The sequence below is a fragment of the Roseivivax sp. genome, assembly GCF_054552075.1.
The window spans coordinates 195,357-212,600 of record NZ_JBTOLZ010000007.1 but is presented as its reverse complement, the minus strand read 5'-3'; the positions used below and the strand labels follow the sequence as shown (position 1 = coordinate 212,600).

Sequence of the window (17,244 nt, the reverse complement as noted above, 5' to 3'; positions counted from 1 at the left end):
GCGGTGCGGTGCGGTGCGGTGCGGTGCGGTGCGGTGCGGTGCGGTGCGGTGCGGTGCGGTGCGGTGCGGTGCGGTGCGGTGCGGTGCGGTGCGGTGCGGTGAAATATCCCTCAGCGGTCGTCACCGCCAAGGCGCTTCTCGAAAAACAGGCTCGAACGGTTGGGGACATAAGGCGGAAAGGCCCCGCGCTCGCTGAAACCCGCCCGCTCGTAAAGCCGCCGCGCGGCGTCGAGGCCGCGTCCCGTCTCCAAGCGCAGGACAGTGAGCCCCTCGGCCCCCGCTTCGGCCTCGAGATGCGCAAGAAGCGCCTCGCCCACCCCGCGCCCGCGGGCGGCCTCGCTGACGAAGAGGGATTTGACCTCGCCCGCGCGTTCGGGAGCGCTCGCGGCACCGTCCTCGACTTTGAGCGCCACGGTGCCCAGCACCTCGGCGCCGTCCAGAGCCGCACCGTCGGACGCGACGCCCTCCTCCCGCTCAAACGCCGCCCAGAGCGTCACCCCGGGCGCAGCCAGCCCCGGCAGATCGAGGAACGCATTCTCCTCGGGCGGGAACATCTCCTGCATCAGCGCGTGGCTCTGGCGCAGAACCGCCGCGATCGGGGGCGAAAAGGGGTCGACCTTTGCGATGCGGAGGGGCATGGGGCGGCCTGTCTCTTGCTGCTGCGCGGCACAGAGAACCCGTGGTTCGCGCCGCGGTCAACCATGCCAAATCTCGCTCATCCGCCGATATCTTGTGGATAACGAGCGGATCACCGCCATATGAGCGGCATTTTGTTTGACTCGCCGCGACCCGCGCGGCCACCATCGTCGTCAAACGCGGAATCGGGGGCCCGGGCCTTTGCGCTTTTCGAAACTCAAACTCACCGGCTTCAAAAGCTTCGTGGACCCCACGGATCTGATCATCGCCGACGGGCTGACCGGCGTCGTCGGGCCCAACGGCTGCGGCAAGTCCAACCTGCTCGAGGCGCTGCGCTGGGTCATGGGCGAAAACCGCCCCACCGCCATGCGCGGCGGCGGCATGGAAGACGTGATCTTCGCGGGCTCGGGCTCGCGCCCGGCGCGCAACTTCGCCGAGGTCACGCTGCAGATCGACAACAGCGAACGGCTCGCCCCCTCGGGCTTCAACGACAGCGACCAGCTCGAGATCATCCGCCGCATCACCCGCGACGCGGGCTCGGCCTACAAGGCCAACGGCAAGGACACCCGGGCGCGCGACGTTCAGATGCTCTTCGCCGATGCCTCGACCGGCGCGCAATCGCCGGCGCTGGTCCGGCAGGGCCAGATCTCCGAGCTGATCAACGCCAAGCCGAAGTCGCGGCGCCGCATCCTCGAGGATGCCGCCGGCATCGCGGGCCTCTACCAGCGCCGCCACGAGGCGGAGCTGAAGTTGAAGAACACCGAGGCCAATCTCACCCGCGTCGACGACGTGATCGAGGGGCTCGCGAGCCAGCTTTCGAGCCTCGCGCGGCAGGCCCGGCAGGCCGCCCGCTACCGCGCCATCGGCGAGGAGCTGCGCCAGGCCGAGGGGCTCCTTCTCTACCGCCGCTGGCGCGACGCCGACACCGCCCGCGCCCGCGCCGAGGAAGCCCTGCGCGAGCGCGTCAGCGGCGCCGCCCGCGCCGAGAAGGCCGCCCGCGAGGCCGCCACCCAGCGCGAGGCCCAGGAAGAGCGCCTGCCGCCGCTGCGCGACGAGGAATCCGTCGCCGCCGCGATCCTGCAGCGGCTGACCGTGGAGCGCGACACGCTCAAGGACGAGAAGGCCCGCGCCGAGGACACGATCAACACGCTGACCCGGCGCATCGACCAGCTCACCCATGACATCGACCGCGAGAGCGGGCTGAACCGCGACGCCGGCGAGACCATCGAACGGCTCGAATGGGAGGCCCGCGAACTGGCGCGCGCCGGCGAAGGCCACGAGGACCGCGTCGCCGAGGCTTCGGAGGCCGCGCATGACGCGGCCGCGGTCCTGCAGGACCGCGAGGGGCTCTTGTCCGAGCGCACCGAGGATGTCGCCCGGCTCGCCGCGCGCCACCAGTCGGCGCATCGCTACCTCGCCGACATGCAGAAGACCCTCGACCGGCACGAGGGCGAGGCCGCCCGCGCCCGCGACACCGTGCGCGAGGCCGAAGCGCGGCTCGAGGCCACGACCGACCGCAAAACCGCCGCCGCCGAAGAGCTGGCCCAGGCCCAGGACACCGCCGCCCGCGCCGAGGAGGTCCTCTCCGAAGCCGAGGCCGCCCGGGCCGAGACCCAGTCCCGCGAAGCCGAGGCGCGCAGCGAACGCAGCTCCGCCGAGGGCGAGCTGAACGCGCTCAGCGCCGAGGTCACGGCGCTCGCGCGGCTTCTCGACCGCGACACCGCCGAGGGTGGGCAGATCCTCGACCGGCTGCAGGTCGAACAGGGCTTCGAGAAGGCGCTCGGCGCCGCGCTCGCCGACGATTTGCGCGCCCCCGAGGTCGAGGCCGACGGCCCCTCGGGCTGGACCGTGCTGCCGGCCTATGACGCCGCCCAGCCGCTGCCCCAGGGGGTCACCGCGCTGACCCAGCATGTCTCGGTGCCCGACGTCCTCGAACGCCGGATGAGCCAGATCGGCCTGGTCGAGCCCGAGGACGGCACCGCCCTGCAGCGCCACCTGAAACCCGGCCAGCGGCTGGTCAGCCGCGACGGCGACCTGTGGCGCTGGGACGGCTACCGCGCCTGGTCCGAGGACATGCCCTCCGCCGCGGCGCTCAGGCTCGAGCAGCTGAACCGCCTCGAGGCGCTGAAGCAGGAGGTCAACGGCGCCGAATCGCAGCTCGCCGGCGCGCGCCAGGCGCATGAGGCGCTGCAGACCCGGCTGGCCGATCTGACCCGCGCCGACAAGGAGGCCCGCGAGGCCCGCCGCGCCGCCGACCAGGCGGTGACCGAGGCGAGCCGGACGCTGAACCGCGCCGAGGCCGACCGCGACATGGCCGAGGGCCGGCTCGACAGCGCGCGGCTCTCGGTCGGGCGCCACGAGGACGAGGCCACCGCCGCGCGCAAGCAGGTCACCGAGGCCGAGCGCAGCGTGGCCGAGCTGGGCGACCTCGAGGCCGCCCGCGCCGAGGTCGAGGACATCAAGCTGACCGTCGAGGCGGCGCGGATGACCATGATGGCCAAGCGCTCCGCCCATGACGAGCTGCGCCGCGAGGGCGAAGCCCGCACCGCCCGCAGCCAGCAGGTCACCAAGGAGCTCTCGGGCTGGCGCCACCGGCTCGAGACCGCCAAGGGCCGCAGCGCGGAACTGGCCGAGCGCAAGGACCTGGCCGCCGAGGAACTGGCCGAAGCCAAGGACCGGCCCGCCGAGCTCGAGGCGCAGCACGACAAGCTCAGCCGCTCCATCGAGGAGGCCGAGGCCCGCCGCCGCACCGCCGCCGACACGCTGGCCGAGGCCGAGACCCTGCTGCGCGACGCGGTGACCGGCGAGCGCGAGGCCGAACGGCTGGCCTCCGAGGCGCGCGAGGCCCGCGCCGCCGCCGAGGCCCGCGCCGAGGCCGCCCGCGAGGCGGTCACCACCGCCGCCGAGCGCATCGACGAGGAACAGGAGACCACCCCCGAGGCGCTGCTGACCCGGCTCGACGTCACCCCCGAGGAGATCCCCGCCGCCGACCAGATCGACACCCAGGTCAACGCGCTGAAACGCCAGCGCGACGCGCTGGGCGCGGTCAACCTGCGCGCCGAGGAGGACGCCCGCGAGGTCCAGGAGGAACACGACACGCTCGCCAGCGAGAAGGCCGATCTCGAAGAGGCGGTGAAGGCCCTGCGCACCGGCATCTCCTCGCTCAACCGCGAGGGCCGCGAACGGCTCCTGACCGCCTTCGAGCAGGTGAACGCCAATTTCTCGATGCTCTTCACGCATCTCTTCAACGGCGGCGAGGCGAACCTCGTCATGGTCGAAAGCGACGACCCGCTGGAAGCCGGGCTCGAGATCATGTGCCAGCCGCCGGGCAAGAAGCTCTCGACCCTGTCGCTGCTGTCGGGCGGCGAGCAGACGCTGACCGCGCTGGCGCTGATCTTTGCGGTCTTCCTCGCGAACCCCGCGCCGATCTGCGTCCTCGACGAGGTCGACGCGCCGCTCGACGACGCCAATGTGACCCGCTTCTGCGACATGCTCGACGAGATGTGCCGCCGCACCGACACGCGCTTTTTGATCATCACCCACCACGCGGTGACCATGGCGCGCATGGACCGGCTCTTCGGGGTGACGATGCAGGAACAGGGGGTCAGCCAGCTCGTCTCGGTCGACCTCAAGAAGGCCGAGAAGATGGTGGCCTGAGGCGCCCCGCGGGCCCCGCCCCAGCGGCAGGGCCCTGCGCTTGGATCTTGCTTACAGCCGGTTCAGCAGCTCGCGCGTCGGCCAGGCGTCCGCCGGCAGGCCCAGCTCGCGCTGGACGTCGCGCACCGCCGCGCGGGTGCCCGCGCCGAGGATGCCGTCGGCCCCGCCCACGTCATAGCCGCGCGCCTGCAGCTTTTCCTGCAGCCGCACCATCTCTTCGCCCGAGAGGCCGGGCGCGGGATTGCCCGCGTCGTAGATCGCCGCGCCCTCGAGGCGGGTGGCGAAATAGGCGGCGGTCAGCACATAGGTGAAGCTCTTGTTCCACTCGAAGAGCACCGGGAAGTTCGGATAGGCGAGGAAGGCCGGGCCGTCCTTGCCTTGCGGCAGCAGGATCGAGGCGGGCAGGTCCGGGCGGTCGATCTCGCCGTCGCGGGCACTGACGCCCATGGCAGCCCAGTCGCCCGCGGGCTTCCGGGCCTCGAGCCCGGTCTGATACCAGTCGAACTCCGCCGGCAGCGAGACCTCCTCGAGCCAGGGCTCGCCCGCGCGCCAGCCGAGATCGGCCAGCATCGCCGCGCCGGACATCAGCGCGTCCTCTTCGGAGGTCTTCAGCGTCACCTTGCCGTCGCCGTCGCCGTCGATCCCGTTGGTCAGGATGTCCTCGGGCAGCATCTGCACCATGCCGATCTCGCCGGCCCAGGCGCCGGTGGTGGTCGCCGGGTCGAAATCGCCGCGCTCGGCCAGCTCCATCGCGGCGAAGACCTGCGGGCGGAAGAGCTCGGGCCGGCGGCAGTCATGCGCCAGGGTCACCAGCGCGTCGGCGGTGTTGAAGTCGCCCTGCACCGCGCCGAAGTCGGTCTCGAAGGCCCAGAAGGCCAGAAGCACGCCGCGCGGCACGCCGAAGCGCTCCTCGATGCGGTCGAAGGTGGCGTCGTAGCGCTCGCCCATCTGGCGGCCCCGGTCGAGCCGGTTCTGGCTGATCAGCCGGCGCGAGAAGTCGATGAAGGGTGCCTGGAAGATGCCCTGGCGGCGGTCGGCGGCCAGGACCGACTGGTCGCGGCTGACCGAGGCCAGGAAACGCTCGGCGCTGGCGGGCGCGATGCCGCGCGCGACGGCCTCCTCCTTGAGGCCGGCCTTGAAGGCGGTGAAATCGCCACCGCAGGCCTGTGCGAAGGCCGAGGCGGGCATGGCCAGCAAGGCCAGCGCTAGGGCGGTCGTTTGGAACATGGGTTTCCCCCGGTGTGGTTCTGAAATCGCGCGGTCTCTAGCAGCGCCGGGGCGGGCTGGGAAGCGCGCCGCCCCCGGCATGGCCCGCTCAGGCGGCCTTCAGCCGGTCGCGGCCATGCGGCGCCATCAGGTCGAGCGCCGGGCCCATGGGCACGATGCGGTGCGGGTTTACCGACTCGTGGCTGTAGTGGTAGTGCCGCACGATGTGGTCGAAGTTCACCGTCTCGGCGACGCCCGGCCACTGGTAGAGCTCGCGCAGGTAGCCCCAGAGATGGGGGAAATCCACGATCCGGTTGCGGTTGCACTTGAAGTGGCCGTGGTAGACCTTGTCGAAGCGGATGAGCGTGGTGAAGAGCCGCCAGTCGGCCTCGGTCACCCGGTCGCCCATGAGATAACGGTTCTCGGCCAGCCGCTCCTCGATCCAGTCCAGCGTCTCGAAGAGCGGGTAGACCGCGGCGTCATAGGCCTCTTGTGAGGTGGCGAAGCCGGACTTGTAGACGCCGTTGTTCACCGTGTCGTAGATCCGCGCGTTGACCGGCTCGATCGCCTCGCGCAGCTCCTCGGGCCAGTAGTCGTCGCGGTTGCCGGTCAGCCCGTCGAAGGCCGAGTTGAACATGCGGATGATCTCGGCCGATTCGTTCGACACGATGGTCTCGCGCTCCTTGTCCCAGAGGATCGGCACGGTGACCCGGCCGGAGATCTCGGGATCGGCCTTGAGGTAGATGTCCCGCGCGAAGGGCAGCCCGTAAAGCTGGTCCCCGGTGGCGCCGGGATAGTCGCTCTCGAAGGTCCAGCCGTCCGAGAGCATGTCGGGATGCACCACCGAGACGCCGATGTGATCCTCGAGCCCCTTGAGCTTGCGGAAGACCAGCGCCCGATGCGCCCAGGGGCAGGCATAGCTGACGTACAGATGGTAGCGCCCGCTTTCCGCCGGGAAGCCGCCCTCGCCCGAAGGGCCGGCGCTGCCGTCGGGGGTGATCCAGTTGCGGAACTTGGTCTCGGAGCGGACGAATTTCCCGCCCGTCTTCGAGGTGTCGTACCACTGGTCTTTCCATTCGCCGTTGACGAGCTTGCCCATGAGTTCCTCCTATCGCTTGGATCAGAAACTATGGGCCTCGCCCGGCGGGTCCATGCCGCCTGCGCGGAGAGGCTTTGCGCCAGCGCACAATCGCGCCTTGCGCGCCGGCCCGCGGCCCGGGTGACGTGACGGAGCGGCACTTCTTGCTCCCGGCTCCGGGCCATGCGACTTTCCGGCCAAGACAAGGAAAGACCGGCCACATGCAAAGCACAACGACCGCGACGCTCCTGCCGCAGACCGTCGAGCCCCGGAACCCCGGGACCGCGCTCGACCTCGACTGGGTGATGCGCGCGACCGCCAACCGCTCGGCCATCGAACGGCGCGCCGCGACGCTGCCGGGACGGCGCAGCGTGAAGAAGGACCACCAGGCCGCCTGGCTGGCGCGGGCGATCTCGATGATCGACCTGACCACGCTTGCGGGCGACGACACCGAGGGACGGGTGCGCCGGCTCTGCGCCAAAGCGCGCCAGCCGGTGCGCGCGGACCTCCTCGAGACGCTGGGGCTGACCGGGCTGACCACCGGGGCGGTCTGCGTCTACCACGACATGGTGGCGCCCGCGGTCTCCTGCCTCGAGGGCTCGGGCATCCCGGTGGCCGCGGTCTCGACCGGCTTTCCCGCCGGGCTCTCGCCCTTCCACCTGCGGCTGGCCGAGATCGGCGAAAGCGTGGAGGCCGGCGCCCAGGAGATCGACATCGTGATCTCGCGCCGCCACGTGCTGACCGGCAACTGGCAGGCGCTCTACGACGAGATGCGCGCCTTCCGCCAGGCCTGCGGCGAGGCGCATGTGAAGGCGATCCTCGCGACCGGCGAGCTGGGCACCCTGCAGAACGTCGCGCGCGCCAGCCTGGTCTGCATGATGGCCGGGGCGGATTTCATCAAGACCTCGACCGGCAAGGAAGGCGTCAACGCCACCCTGCCCGTCAGCCTGGTGATGATCCGCGCGATCCGCGACTTCCACGAGGCCACCGGCTTCCGCGTCGGCTACAAGCCCGCGGGCGGCATCTCCAAGGCCAAGGATGCGCTGACCTACCTGGCCTTGATCAAGGAGGAGCTGGGCGACGACTGGCTGTCTCCGCATCTCTTCCGCTTCGGCGCCTCCAGCCTTCTGGGCGACATCGAGCGGCAATTGGAACACCATGTCACCGGGGCCTATTCGGCGTCCTGGCGGCATGCGATGGCGTGAGGCGAACATGGGCGTGAAAGAGATCTTCGAGACGATGGACTATGGCCCCGCCCCCGAGGCGGCCGGCGACGCGCTGGCCTGGATCACCGACCAGGGCGCGCGCTTCGGGCATTTCATCGACGGCGGCTTCACCAAGCCCGGCGAGACCTTCGAGACCACGAACCCCGCCAATGGCGAGGTGCTGGCCGAGATCACCCAGGGCACCGAGGACGACGTCGCCACCGCGGTCGCCGCCGCGCGCAAGGCCCAAGCTGCCTGGGAAAAGCTCGGCGGCCCCGGCCGCGCGCGGCACCTCTACGCGATCACCCGGCTTCTGCAGAAGCATTCGCGCCTCTTCGCGGTGCTCGAGAGCCTCGACAACGGCAAGCCGATCCGCGAGAGCCGCGACATCGACATCCCCACCGCCCAGCGGCATTTCTACTACCACGCGGGCTGCGCCCAGCTCATGGAAGAGACCGTGCCCGGCCGCGTCGCCCATGGCGTCTGCGGCCAGGTGGTGCCCTGGAACTTCCCGCTCCTGATGCTGGCCTGGAAGGTCGCCCCGGCGCTGGCCATGGGCAATACCGTGGTGCTGAAGCCGGCGGAATGGACCTCGCTCACGGCGCTTCTCTTCGCCGACATCTGCCGTCAGGCGGGCCTGCCCAAGGGCGTGGTCAACATCGTCACCGGCGATGGCGCCACCGGCGCGGCGCTGGTCGCCTCGGATGTCGACAAGGTCGCCTTCACCGGCTCCACCGAGGTCGGCCGCAAGATCCGCCAGGCCACCGCCGGCAGCGGCAAGGCGCTGACCCTCGAGCTGGGCGGCAAGTCGCCCTACATCGTCTTCGAGGACGCCGATCTCGACAGCGCGGTCGAAGGGCTGGTCGATGCGATCTGGTTCAACGGCGGGCAGGTCTGCTGCGCGGGCTCCCGGCTTCTGGTGCAGGAGGGCGTCGCCGAACGCTTCCACGCCAAGCTCACCGCGCGGATGGACAAGCTGCGCCTCGGCGATCCGCTCGACAAGTCGATCGACGTGGGCGCCATCGTGCATCCCGAACAGCTCGCGCGGATCACCTCGCTGGTCGCGGGCGCCGAGGGCTCGGTCTACCGCGCCAATTGCCCGGTGCCCGAGGGCTGCTTCTACCCGCCGACGCTGATCTCGGACCTCTCGCCCGCCTCCCCGCTCATGCAGGAGGAAATCTTCGGCCCGGTCCTGGTCTCGACCACCTTCCGCACGCCCTCCGAGGCGGTGGAACTGGCCAACAACACCCGCTACGGGCTGGCCGCCTCGGTCTGGTCCGAGAACATCAACGTCGCGCTCGACATCGCGCCGAAGCTGGTCGCGGGCGTGGTCTGGGTGAACGGCACCAACATGTTCGACGCCTCCGCCCCCTTCGGCGGCATGCGCGAGTCGGGCTTCGGCCGCGAGGGCGGGCCCGAGGGACTCCTGGCCTACACCAAGCCCGCGGGCAAGCCGAAGGCCAAGAAGCGCATCGCGCCTTTCGCCGGCGCCGAGGCCGAGCCGCAGCCGGTGGACCGCACCGCCAAGCTCTTCATCGGTGGCAAGCAGGCGCGGCCCGATGGCGGCTACGCGCAGGTGGTCTATGACGCCAAGGGCCGGGTCCTCGGCCAGGCGCCGATCGCCAACCGCAAGGACGTGCGCAACGCCGTGGAGGCCGCCCGCGCCGCCAAGGGCTGGTCCGGGGCCACCGCGCACAACCGCGCGCAGGTGCTTTATTACCTGGGCGAGAACCTCTCGGCCCGCGCGTCCGAACTGGCCGCGCGTCTCGACGCGATGACCGGCAGCAAGACCGGCGCCAAGGAGGTCGAAACCGCGATCACCCGGCTTTTTGAGGCCGCCGCCTGGGCCGACAAATTCGCCGGCGAGGCCCGCGCCGTGCCGATGCGCGGCCTGGCCATGGCGCTGCGCGAGCCGGTGGGCGTCCTGGGCGCGCTCTGCCCCGACGAGGCGCCGCTGCTGGGGCTGGTGTCGCTCATGGCCCCGGCGCTCGCCATGGGCAACCGGCTGGTGCTGGTGGCCTCCGAGCCCTTCCCGCTGATCGCCCAGGAGGTGACCCAGCTTCTCGAGACCTCGGATGTGCCCGCGGGCGCGGTGAACCTGCTGACAGGTCCGCATGCGGATCTCGCCAAGACGCTGGCCGATCACGCCGATCTCGACGCGCTCTGGAGCTTCTCCGGGGCCGATCTCTCGGGCGAGATCGAGCGCCGCGCGGCGGGCAATCTCAAGCGCACCCTGGTCGACCAGGGCCACGCGCGCGACTGGTTCGGCCCCGAGGGCGGCGCCCGCGCCTTCCTCGATGCCGCCACCGAGGTGAAGTCGGTCTGGGTGCCTTATGGCGCCTGACCGGCTCTCGCCGCCCTCAAGGCCCTGTCATTGAGATTTCATGCCCCCGATGCTATCTTTAGACCACGCCTCGCGCGGGAGCGTATCCCCGCGCCGTAACCGAAGGAGGACATCGTCCTGTTGCCACACGCGTCCGCGGCGTCCACCGCTGAACAGGGCGGCCCCGTGACGGGCCCGACCCATGCAGATCATTCGAGCGAGGACACCCTCGCCCTGATCCGCAAGTCCCTCGATGACATGAAGGCCGACGACACCGTACAGATCGACCTGCGCGGCAAATCCGCCATGGCCGATTACATGGTGGTCTGCTCGGGCCGCTCCTCGCGTCAGGTCGGCGCGATCGCCGACAAGGTGGTCGAGGACCTGAAGCAGGCGCATGGCCTGCTCTCCAAGGTCGAAGGCAAGGAAACCGGCGACTGGGTGCTGATCGACAGCGGCGACGTGATCGTCCATGTCTTCCGCCCGGAAGTCCGCGAGTTCTACCAGATCGAGAAGATGTGGGTGCCCACGCCCACCGGCCGCACGCCCCAGTAATGCGGCTGCATCTCTGCGTCGTCGGGCGGCTCAAGCGCGGGCCCGAGAAAATGCTTGTCGACGATTACCTCGACCGCGCCCGCAGGGCCGGGCGCGCGCTCGGGATCTCTTCCGTCCAGCTCAACGAGGTCGAGGACCGCAAGGGTGGCGGCCCGGCGGCCGAGGCCGCGCTTCTGCGTGGCGCCCTGCCGCGCGGCGCGCTGACCTGCTGTCTCGACGAACGCGGGCGGCGGCTTTCCTCGCCGGGCTTCGCCGAGACGCTGGCGGGCTGGCGCGACACCGGGCGGCAGGACGTGGCCTTCGTGATCGGCGGCGCCGACGGGATCGACCCCACGCTCCGCGACGAGGCCGAGATGACGCTGGGGTTCGGCGAGATGGTCTGGCCGCATATGCTGGCGCGCGTGATGCTCTCGGAACAGATCTACCGCGCCACAGCGATCCTCGCCGGCACGCCCTACCACCGGGCGTGAACTGGTCGTTTTAACCCAGTCTTAACCATCCCTGCCGCACCCTGCCCCGCCGGAACAGGCGGGAGCGCCGATGGCCGCGCCCGGTCATGCCGCCTTGGGCTTCCCTCAGGCAGCAGACCAGGCCTCGCCGGTCACCACCGGCGGGGCCACTCCCAGGCCCGGCACGACGCCAACATCTCAGAAAAGCTGGCCGAACCTCCGCAACCTCCGCGCCCCGCGGCCCGCAACCTTCGCCCCAAGCGCCCCGCGGCCCAGCGCGGCCCCCGACAACAAAAAAGCCGCGCCCCAACCCAGGCACGGCCCGCCAAAATCCAACCAAAAAACCAGCAAAAACCCGCGCCCACCACAGGGGCAACAGCACCCCGCCCCACAGCATGACCGGGCCGAAAGTACTCTCCCGCCGAAGGCGCACCGGAGACCGGGGCCCCCGGCCCCGGGCGACATGACATGCGCGGGCGGCCCAAAAGGCCGCCCGCTCCGCCAGATCAGATGCCCACGTCGATGATCGCGCGCGCCAGCTTCGGCACGGTCTCGGCGTTCAGCCCGGCGATGTTCATCCGGCTGTCGCCGACCATGTAGACCCCGTGCTTCTCGCGCAGCGCCTCGACCTTCTCCGGCCCGACGCCCAGGCGCGAGAACATGCCGCGGTGCTGGGCCAGGAAGCCGAAGCGGTCCGAGCCCGAAAGCTCGCGCAGCTCGCGTGCGAGCTGTTCGCGCAGCTCCAGCATGCCCAGGCGCACCTCCTCGAGCTCGGCCTCCCAATCGGCGCGCAGCTTGTCGTCGCCGAGGATCATCAGCACCAGCCGCGCCCCATGGTCGGGCGGGAAGGAGAAGTTCTGCCGGTTGAGATAGGCCAGCGTGCCCTGGTTGGTCTTGTGCCGCCCGGCCTCATGGGCGACCGCCATCAGGCAGCCGGTGCGCTCGCGGTAGATGCCGAAGTTCTTCGAGCAGGAGGCCGCGATCAGCACCTCGGGGCAATGCGCCGCGATCAGCCGCGTCGGGCCGGCATCGGCCTCGAGCCCGTCGCCGAAGCCCTGGTAGGCGATGTCGATCATCGGCACCGCGCCGGTCTTGTTCACCAGGTCCGCGACCTCTTTCCACTGCTCCATGGTGAGATTCGCGCCGGTCGGGTTGTGGCAGCAGCCGTGCAGCAGCACGATGTCGCCTTTGCCCGCGCCCGCGAGGTCTTCCATCATGCCGTCGAAATCCACGCCGCCGGTCTCGGCGTCGAAATAGCGGTAGGGCACATGCGCGATGCCCATGTGCTTCAGGATCGACAGGTGGTTGGGCCAGGTCGGATCGGAGACGAAGACCCGCGCCTCGGGGTTGGCCATGCGCACCAGGTCGAAGGCCTGGCGCACCGCGCCGGTGCCGCCCGGGGTCGCGACCCGCGCCACGCTGTCGAGCGAGACCGCGTCACCCAGGACCAGCGACGCCATGCGCTCACCGAAGAGCGGATCGCCCGCGAGCCCGGTATAGGCCTTGGTCTGCTCCTCGTCCCAGAGCCGCTTCTCGGCCGCCTTGACCGCCCGCATGATCGGGGTGTTGCCGCTGGCGTCCTTGTAGACGCCGACGCCGAGGTCGATCTTCTCCTCGCGCGGGTCTTCCTTGTAGGCCTGCATCAGCGCCAGGATCTTGTCGGCGGGTTGGTCCTTGAGATGTTCGAACATCAATCTTCTCCGGTTGCGACGGGCAGGGTCGGAAACTGGCCCCATTCAGACCAGGACCCGTCATAGAGGGAATGGTCGCGCTTGCCGAAGCGCTCCATGGCGAGGCTCAGCACCGCGGCGGTGACGCCCGAGCCGCAGGAGGTGATCGCGGGCTTGCCGAGATCGACGCCGGCGGCCTCGAAGGCGGCGCGCAGCGCCTCGGGGGATTTCAGCGTGCCGTCGCCGTTCAGAAGCGCGGTGAAGGGCAGGTTCTTGGAGCCCGGAATGTGCCCCGCGCGCAGCCCCGGCCGCGGCTCGGGGTCGCTGCCGGCGAAGCGCGCCGCCGGGCGGGCATCGATGATCTCGTGATCGCCGAGCTTGGCGGCCGAGGAGACCTGGGTGACGTCGCGCACGAGGTGGGCCTGGCGCCGCACGGTCATGTGCCGGTCTCGGATCACCGGGGCCATGTCCTCGACGGGATGACCCTCGGCCTGCCACTTCGGGAAACCGCCGTCGAGCACCGCCACATCCATGTGGCCCATGAGCTTGAACATCCACCAGACCCGCGCCGCCGAGAACAGCCCGGCGCCGTCGTAGACCACCACCTGGTGGCCGTCGCCGATGCCCAGTGCCCGCATCCGCGACATGAACTTCTCGGGCGGCGGGGCCATATGCGGCAGCTCCGAGCGCGCGTCGCTCAGCGCGTCGATGTCGACATGGCGCGCGCCGGGGATATGGGCCGCCTCGTATTCGGCCTTGGCGTCGCGCTGCATCGCCGGCAGATACCAGCTCGCGTCGATGACCCGCAGGTCGGGGTCGTTCAGATGCTGGGCCAGCCAGTCGGTCGAGACGAGGGTCCGGGGATCGTCGGTCACTTTCGCCACCTCGGTCAGGTCAGGGTCGCTCCAGTGCTTAGAACGGGGTCCCCCGAGAGGCAAGTTCAGCCGTTCTCCTTCAGGAGCCGCTGCTTCTGCCGGTTCCAGTCCCGCTTGGCGGCGGTCTCGCGCTTGTCGACGGTCTTCTTGCCCTTGGCCAGCGCGATCTTGATCTTCGCGATGCCGCGGTGATTGAAGTAGAGGACCAGCGGCACCAGCGTCATGCCCTTGCGGCTGGTCTCGTTCCAGAACTTCGCCAGCTCGCGCTTCGAGGCCAGGAGCTTGCGCGGCTGCCGGTCCTCGTGACCGAACATCGCCTGCTCGTAGGGCGCGATATAGGAGTTGATCAGCCACAACTCGCCGTCCTTCACCTCGGCGTAGCTCTCGGCGATATTGGCCTGGTTGAGACGCAGCGACTTCACCTCCGAGCCCTGCAGCACGATGCCGCATTCGACGTCCTCCTCGATCTTGTAATCGAAGCGGGCGCGCCGGTTCTCGGCGATCACCTTGTAGTTCGGGTTGTCGTCTTTCTTCTTGGCCATGGCCCGGCTGGCTATCCTCTTGGCGCGTCTCTGTCCATCCACCCTATCTAGGCCCTCGGGGCGCGGATTTCACCCGCCGCCGGCGGCCAGTTCGTCGAGGTAGGGCACCTGGATGCCGCGTTTCTCGGCGCTCTCGCGCACCGCCTTCTGCATCGGCTTGGAGCGCCGCAGGAGCCGCCGGAAGCGCCGCTCGTCCAGCGCCAGCAGCGTCGAGGGCGCGATGGCGCGCACCTCGCTGCGCCGCGCGGTCTTGGTCAGCATGGCGAGCTGCCCGAACAGCTCGCCCCGCCCGAGCCGGTAGCTGACCCCGCGGCTGCGCAGCTCCACCGCGCCCGAGGCGATGAAATAGACCGTGTCCGGCGCGGCGCTGCGGCTCAGGATGGTGTCGCCCTCGGCGGCGTAGCGGGTGACCAGCGCCCGCGAGAGCCGCCGCAGCGTCGCCTCGTCGAACTCCGAGAAGAGCGGGAACTGCCGCGCCACCTCGGCCTTCTGCATGACGATGTCGAGCGCCGGGCGCCGGTCCTCCCGGGCCATGCGCCGGGCGAGGCGCTGCGAGAGGTCGGTGTGCAGCTCGACCCCGATCAGCCCTTCTTCCAGCAGCTCGTCGTATTCGCGCCGCTCGAGCCGCATGGCGGTGCGCCGGATGAAGCGCCGCTCGAGCTCCTCGGCGTAGCCCGGGTATTGCAGCCGCAGCCCGTCGAGCGCCTGTTCCACCATCTCGGTGCGCCGCGCCAGCAGTTCGTGCAGCAGCTCCGCCACCCGGCGCCCGTGGATTCGGCGGATGCGCTGGTCGATGAAGGCGTCGAGGTCGCGCAGCACCAGCCCCTGCAGCAGAAGCACCTCGAAGCGGTCCGCCGTCAGCCGCCCCAGCGGCCCCGAGATCCGCAGCCGGTTGAAGAGCCAGAGCGACAGCCGGAACGAGCGGTTCAGCCCCACCGCCCCGCGCGCCGCCCGGCGGTAGCCCAGCCGCCCGGACTGCCGCGCGCCCTCGACCAGCCGGTCGACGTCGGTCAGGATCCGGTCGGCCAGCCGCGAGGAGACCGCGCGCTCCTTCAGCCGTTCCAAGACGATGTCGCGCTCGGCGCTGGCCAGCGCCACCAGCCCCAGGGTGATCCGGTCGCGGTCGAGCACGTCGACCGAGCTTTCGGCCTCCTTCACCGCGCCGTCGAGCCGCTCGCCGAAGCTTTTCGCCTCCGAACGCACGATGTCGTGGCTGAGATCGTAGGAGCGGGTGCGCTCGGCCACCTCCTCGCGCACGGTCTGCAGCGCCACGGCGACCACTTGCTTGGCCAGCGCCGCATCGAGCGGCGAGAGCTTGTCGAGCCCGAGCCGTCCGATCATCCAGCGCAGCGTCGTGCCCTGCACCACCAGGGTGAAGAGCGTGTAGCCGGTGGCGAGGATGCCGACCATGCGCTGGGTCTCGGCGGGCACCCGCAGGCTCTCGGTCACCGCCAGCGCCAGCACCAGGGTGACCGCGCCGCGCAGCCCGCCCCAGAGGATCGCCACCCGGTAGGGCCGCTCCACCGGCGGCGAGATCCTCAGCTTCGCCAGCACCGGCAGGAGCCCGAAGAGGATCACCGCCCGCGCCCCGAGCGCCGCCAGCGCCACGAAAAGCGTCAACGCCACGTCGATCAGCGTCACGTCCTGCAGGAGCCGCGGGATCAGAAGCGCCGCCAGCACGAAGATCAGCCCGCCCGCCCAATGCGACAGGAGCACCCAGACCTCGCGCATGTTGGCCCAGCTCGTCGGGCTGATCGCGCCCGGCGCGGCGACGGTCATGGTCATCCCCGAGGCCACCACCGCGATGACGCCCGAGGCGCCGAACATCTGCTCGGCGGCGATGTAGGCGAAATAGGGCAGCGCCACCGAGATCGAGATCTGCGCCGCCTCGTAGCGGTCGAAGAAGGACATGATGAAGACCGCGAAACGCGCCAACACGAAGCCCACCACCGCGCCGCCCAGGAGCAGCCCGGGGAACTGCAGCACCGCGTCGCGCAGCGAGGGGTCGGGCACCCCGCGCATCACGAAGCCCATCAGGAGGCCGAAAAGCGCGATGGCCGCGGCGTCGTTCATCAGGCTCTCGCCCTCGATGATCCGCGCCAGCCGCCGCGGCGCGGCGATCGAGCGGAAGATCGAGACCACCGCCGAGGGATCCGTTGTCGAGATGATCGCGGCCAGGAGCAGGCAGGCGATGAGGTCGATGCCGCTCACGAAGGCCAGCGCATAGCCCACCATGAGCGTCGAGAAGAAGACCGCGACCACCGCCAGGACCAGGATCGGCACCCAGTCGTCGGCCATGCGCCTGAGGTTCATGCCCAGCGTCACCTGGAACAGCAGGGTCGGCAGGAAGACATAGAGGAAGACGTTGGAGCGGATCGGGAAATCCAGGATCGCCGAGGCCACCGGGTTCAGCGCATCGGTCAGCTCTGTGCGCAGGAAGAAGGAGGCCAGCAGGCCCAGCACGATGCCGATCAGCGCCAGGATCACCGTGTAGGGCAGCCGCAACCGCCCCGCGAGCGGCTCGGCCACACCCAGGATCAGAAACAGCGCCGCGATAATCGCGATGACGACGACAACATCCATGTCCCCTGAGCTAGCGCGTCCCGACCCAGAGCGGAATCCCAAATCCCGCTCTCCGCGCCGCCAAGCCCGCCACCCGCAGCGCCGCCGCACAGCCCGCAGGCGTCAGGCGTCAGGCGTCAGGCGTCAGGCGTCAGGCGTCAGGCGTCAGGCGTCAGGCGTCAGGCGTCAGGCGAGGCAGCGCAATCGCTCGGCGACACGCCACCCCCAAATAACCTCACCCGGCTCCCACGAAGCGCCCCAGGCGCCAAAACCCCCTTCACCCCGCGCGCCACCAGCACACCGCCGCCCAAAAGCGCACCCACACCTCAACACACGCCACCCCCGCAGCTTCAGCTTGGTCCAAATACCTCGGGGGTGAATGCGGGCCGCAGGCCCGCTGAGGGGGCAGCGCCCCCCAGTCCGGGCCGCCGAAGGCGGCCCGGACCCACAAAAAAAACGCCCCGCTCTCAACAAACGCTTCCCGTC

The 17,244-nt window shown here is 70.2% G+C and carries 12 protein-coding genes; 5 read left to right on the top strand and 7 right to left on the bottom strand.

From position 1 onward, the window contains the following. Positions 1-110: 110 nt before the first annotated feature. Positions 111-638, bottom strand: coding sequence for a GNAT family N-acetyltransferase (locus ACX938_RS08305; protein WP_459430694.1), 528 nt, complete (start codon positions 636-638; stop codon positions 111-113). A gap of 199 nt (positions 639-837) precedes the next feature. On the opposite strand from ACX938_RS08305, the gene smc reads away from it, so the two are divergent. Then, complete coding sequence (gene smc / locus ACX938_RS08300; RefSeq protein ID WP_459430693.1) at positions 838-4,293, top strand: chromosome segregation protein SMC; 3,456 nt, start codon at positions 838-840, stop codon at positions 4,291-4,293. A gap of 51 nt (positions 4,294-4,344) precedes the next feature. On the opposite strand, the gene ACX938_RS08295 is transcribed toward smc, so the two are convergent. Both ACX938_RS08295 and ACX938_RS08290 read right to left on the bottom strand, forming a co-directional pair. Then, complete coding sequence (locus ACX938_RS08295; protein WP_459430692.1) at positions 4,345-5,520, bottom strand: lytic murein transglycosylase; 1,176 nt, start codon at positions 5,518-5,520, stop codon at positions 4,345-4,347. Positions 5,521-5,608: 88 nt separating this feature from the next. After that, a complete protein-coding gene (locus tag ACX938_RS08290) occupies positions 5,609-6,598 on the bottom strand; it encodes a glutathione S-transferase family protein (protein WP_459430691.1) in 990 nt (329 codons plus the stop codon). Between the two features lie 200 nt (positions 6,599-6,798). Here ACX938_RS08290 and deoC point away from each other — a divergent pair, with 200 nt between their 5' ends. The 4 genes from deoC (at position 6,799) to rlmH (ending at position 11,130) form a co-directional block, all read left to right on the top strand. Next, positions 6,799-7,782, top strand: coding sequence for a deoxyribose-phosphate aldolase (deoC, locus tag ACX938_RS08285; protein WP_232754178.1), 984 nt, complete (start codon positions 6,799-6,801; stop codon positions 7,780-7,782). A gap of 7 nt (positions 7,783-7,789) precedes the next feature. Further along, positions 7,790-10,126, top strand: a complete 2,337-nt coding sequence (locus tag ACX938_RS08280; protein ID WP_459430690.1) for an aldehyde dehydrogenase family protein — start codon at positions 7,790-7,792, stop codon at positions 10,124-10,126. A gap of 165 nt (positions 10,127-10,291) precedes the next feature. After that, positions 10,292-10,660, top strand: a complete 369-nt coding sequence (rsfS, locus tag ACX938_RS08275; RefSeq protein WP_232754180.1) for a ribosome silencing factor — start codon at positions 10,292-10,294, stop codon at positions 10,658-10,660. After that, positions 10,660-11,130 carry a 23S rRNA (pseudouridine(1915)-N(3))-methyltransferase RlmH gene (rlmH, locus tag ACX938_RS08270; protein WP_232754181.1) on the top strand — a complete coding sequence of 157 codons (471 nt, stop codon included), beginning with the start codon at positions 10,660-10,662 and terminating at the stop codon, positions 11,128-11,130. The genes rsfS and rlmH overlap by 1 nt, the downstream gene beginning before the upstream one ends. 485 nt (positions 11,131-11,615) lie before the next feature. On the opposite strand, the gene ACX938_RS08265 is transcribed toward rlmH, so the two are convergent. The 4 genes from ACX938_RS08265 to ACX938_RS08250 all read right to left on the bottom strand — a co-directional run bounded on the left by ACX938_RS08265 (position 11,616) and on the right by ACX938_RS08250 (position 16,779). Continuing rightward, positions 11,616-12,800 carry an amino acid aminotransferase gene (locus ACX938_RS08265; protein WP_232754182.1) on the bottom strand — a complete coding sequence of 395 codons (1,185 nt, stop codon included), beginning with the start codon at positions 12,798-12,800 and terminating at the stop codon, positions 11,616-11,618. Next, complete coding sequence (gene sseA / locus ACX938_RS08260) at positions 12,800-13,654, bottom strand: 3-mercaptopyruvate sulfurtransferase (protein ID WP_232754183.1); 855 nt, start codon at positions 13,652-13,654, stop codon at positions 12,800-12,802. The genes ACX938_RS08265 and sseA overlap by 1 nt, the downstream gene beginning before the upstream one ends. A gap of 65 nt (positions 13,655-13,719) precedes the next feature. Continuing rightward, positions 13,720-14,196, bottom strand: coding sequence for an SsrA-binding protein SmpB (smpB, locus tag ACX938_RS08255; protein ID WP_232754184.1), 477 nt, complete (start codon positions 14,194-14,196; stop codon positions 13,720-13,722). A 69-nt stretch (positions 14,197-14,265) separates the two neighbouring features. Next, complete coding sequence (locus tag ACX938_RS08250) at positions 14,266-16,779, bottom strand: cation:proton antiporter (protein ID WP_459430689.1); 2,514 nt, start codon at positions 16,777-16,779, stop codon at positions 14,266-14,268. Positions 16,780-17,244 lie beyond the last annotated feature (465 nt).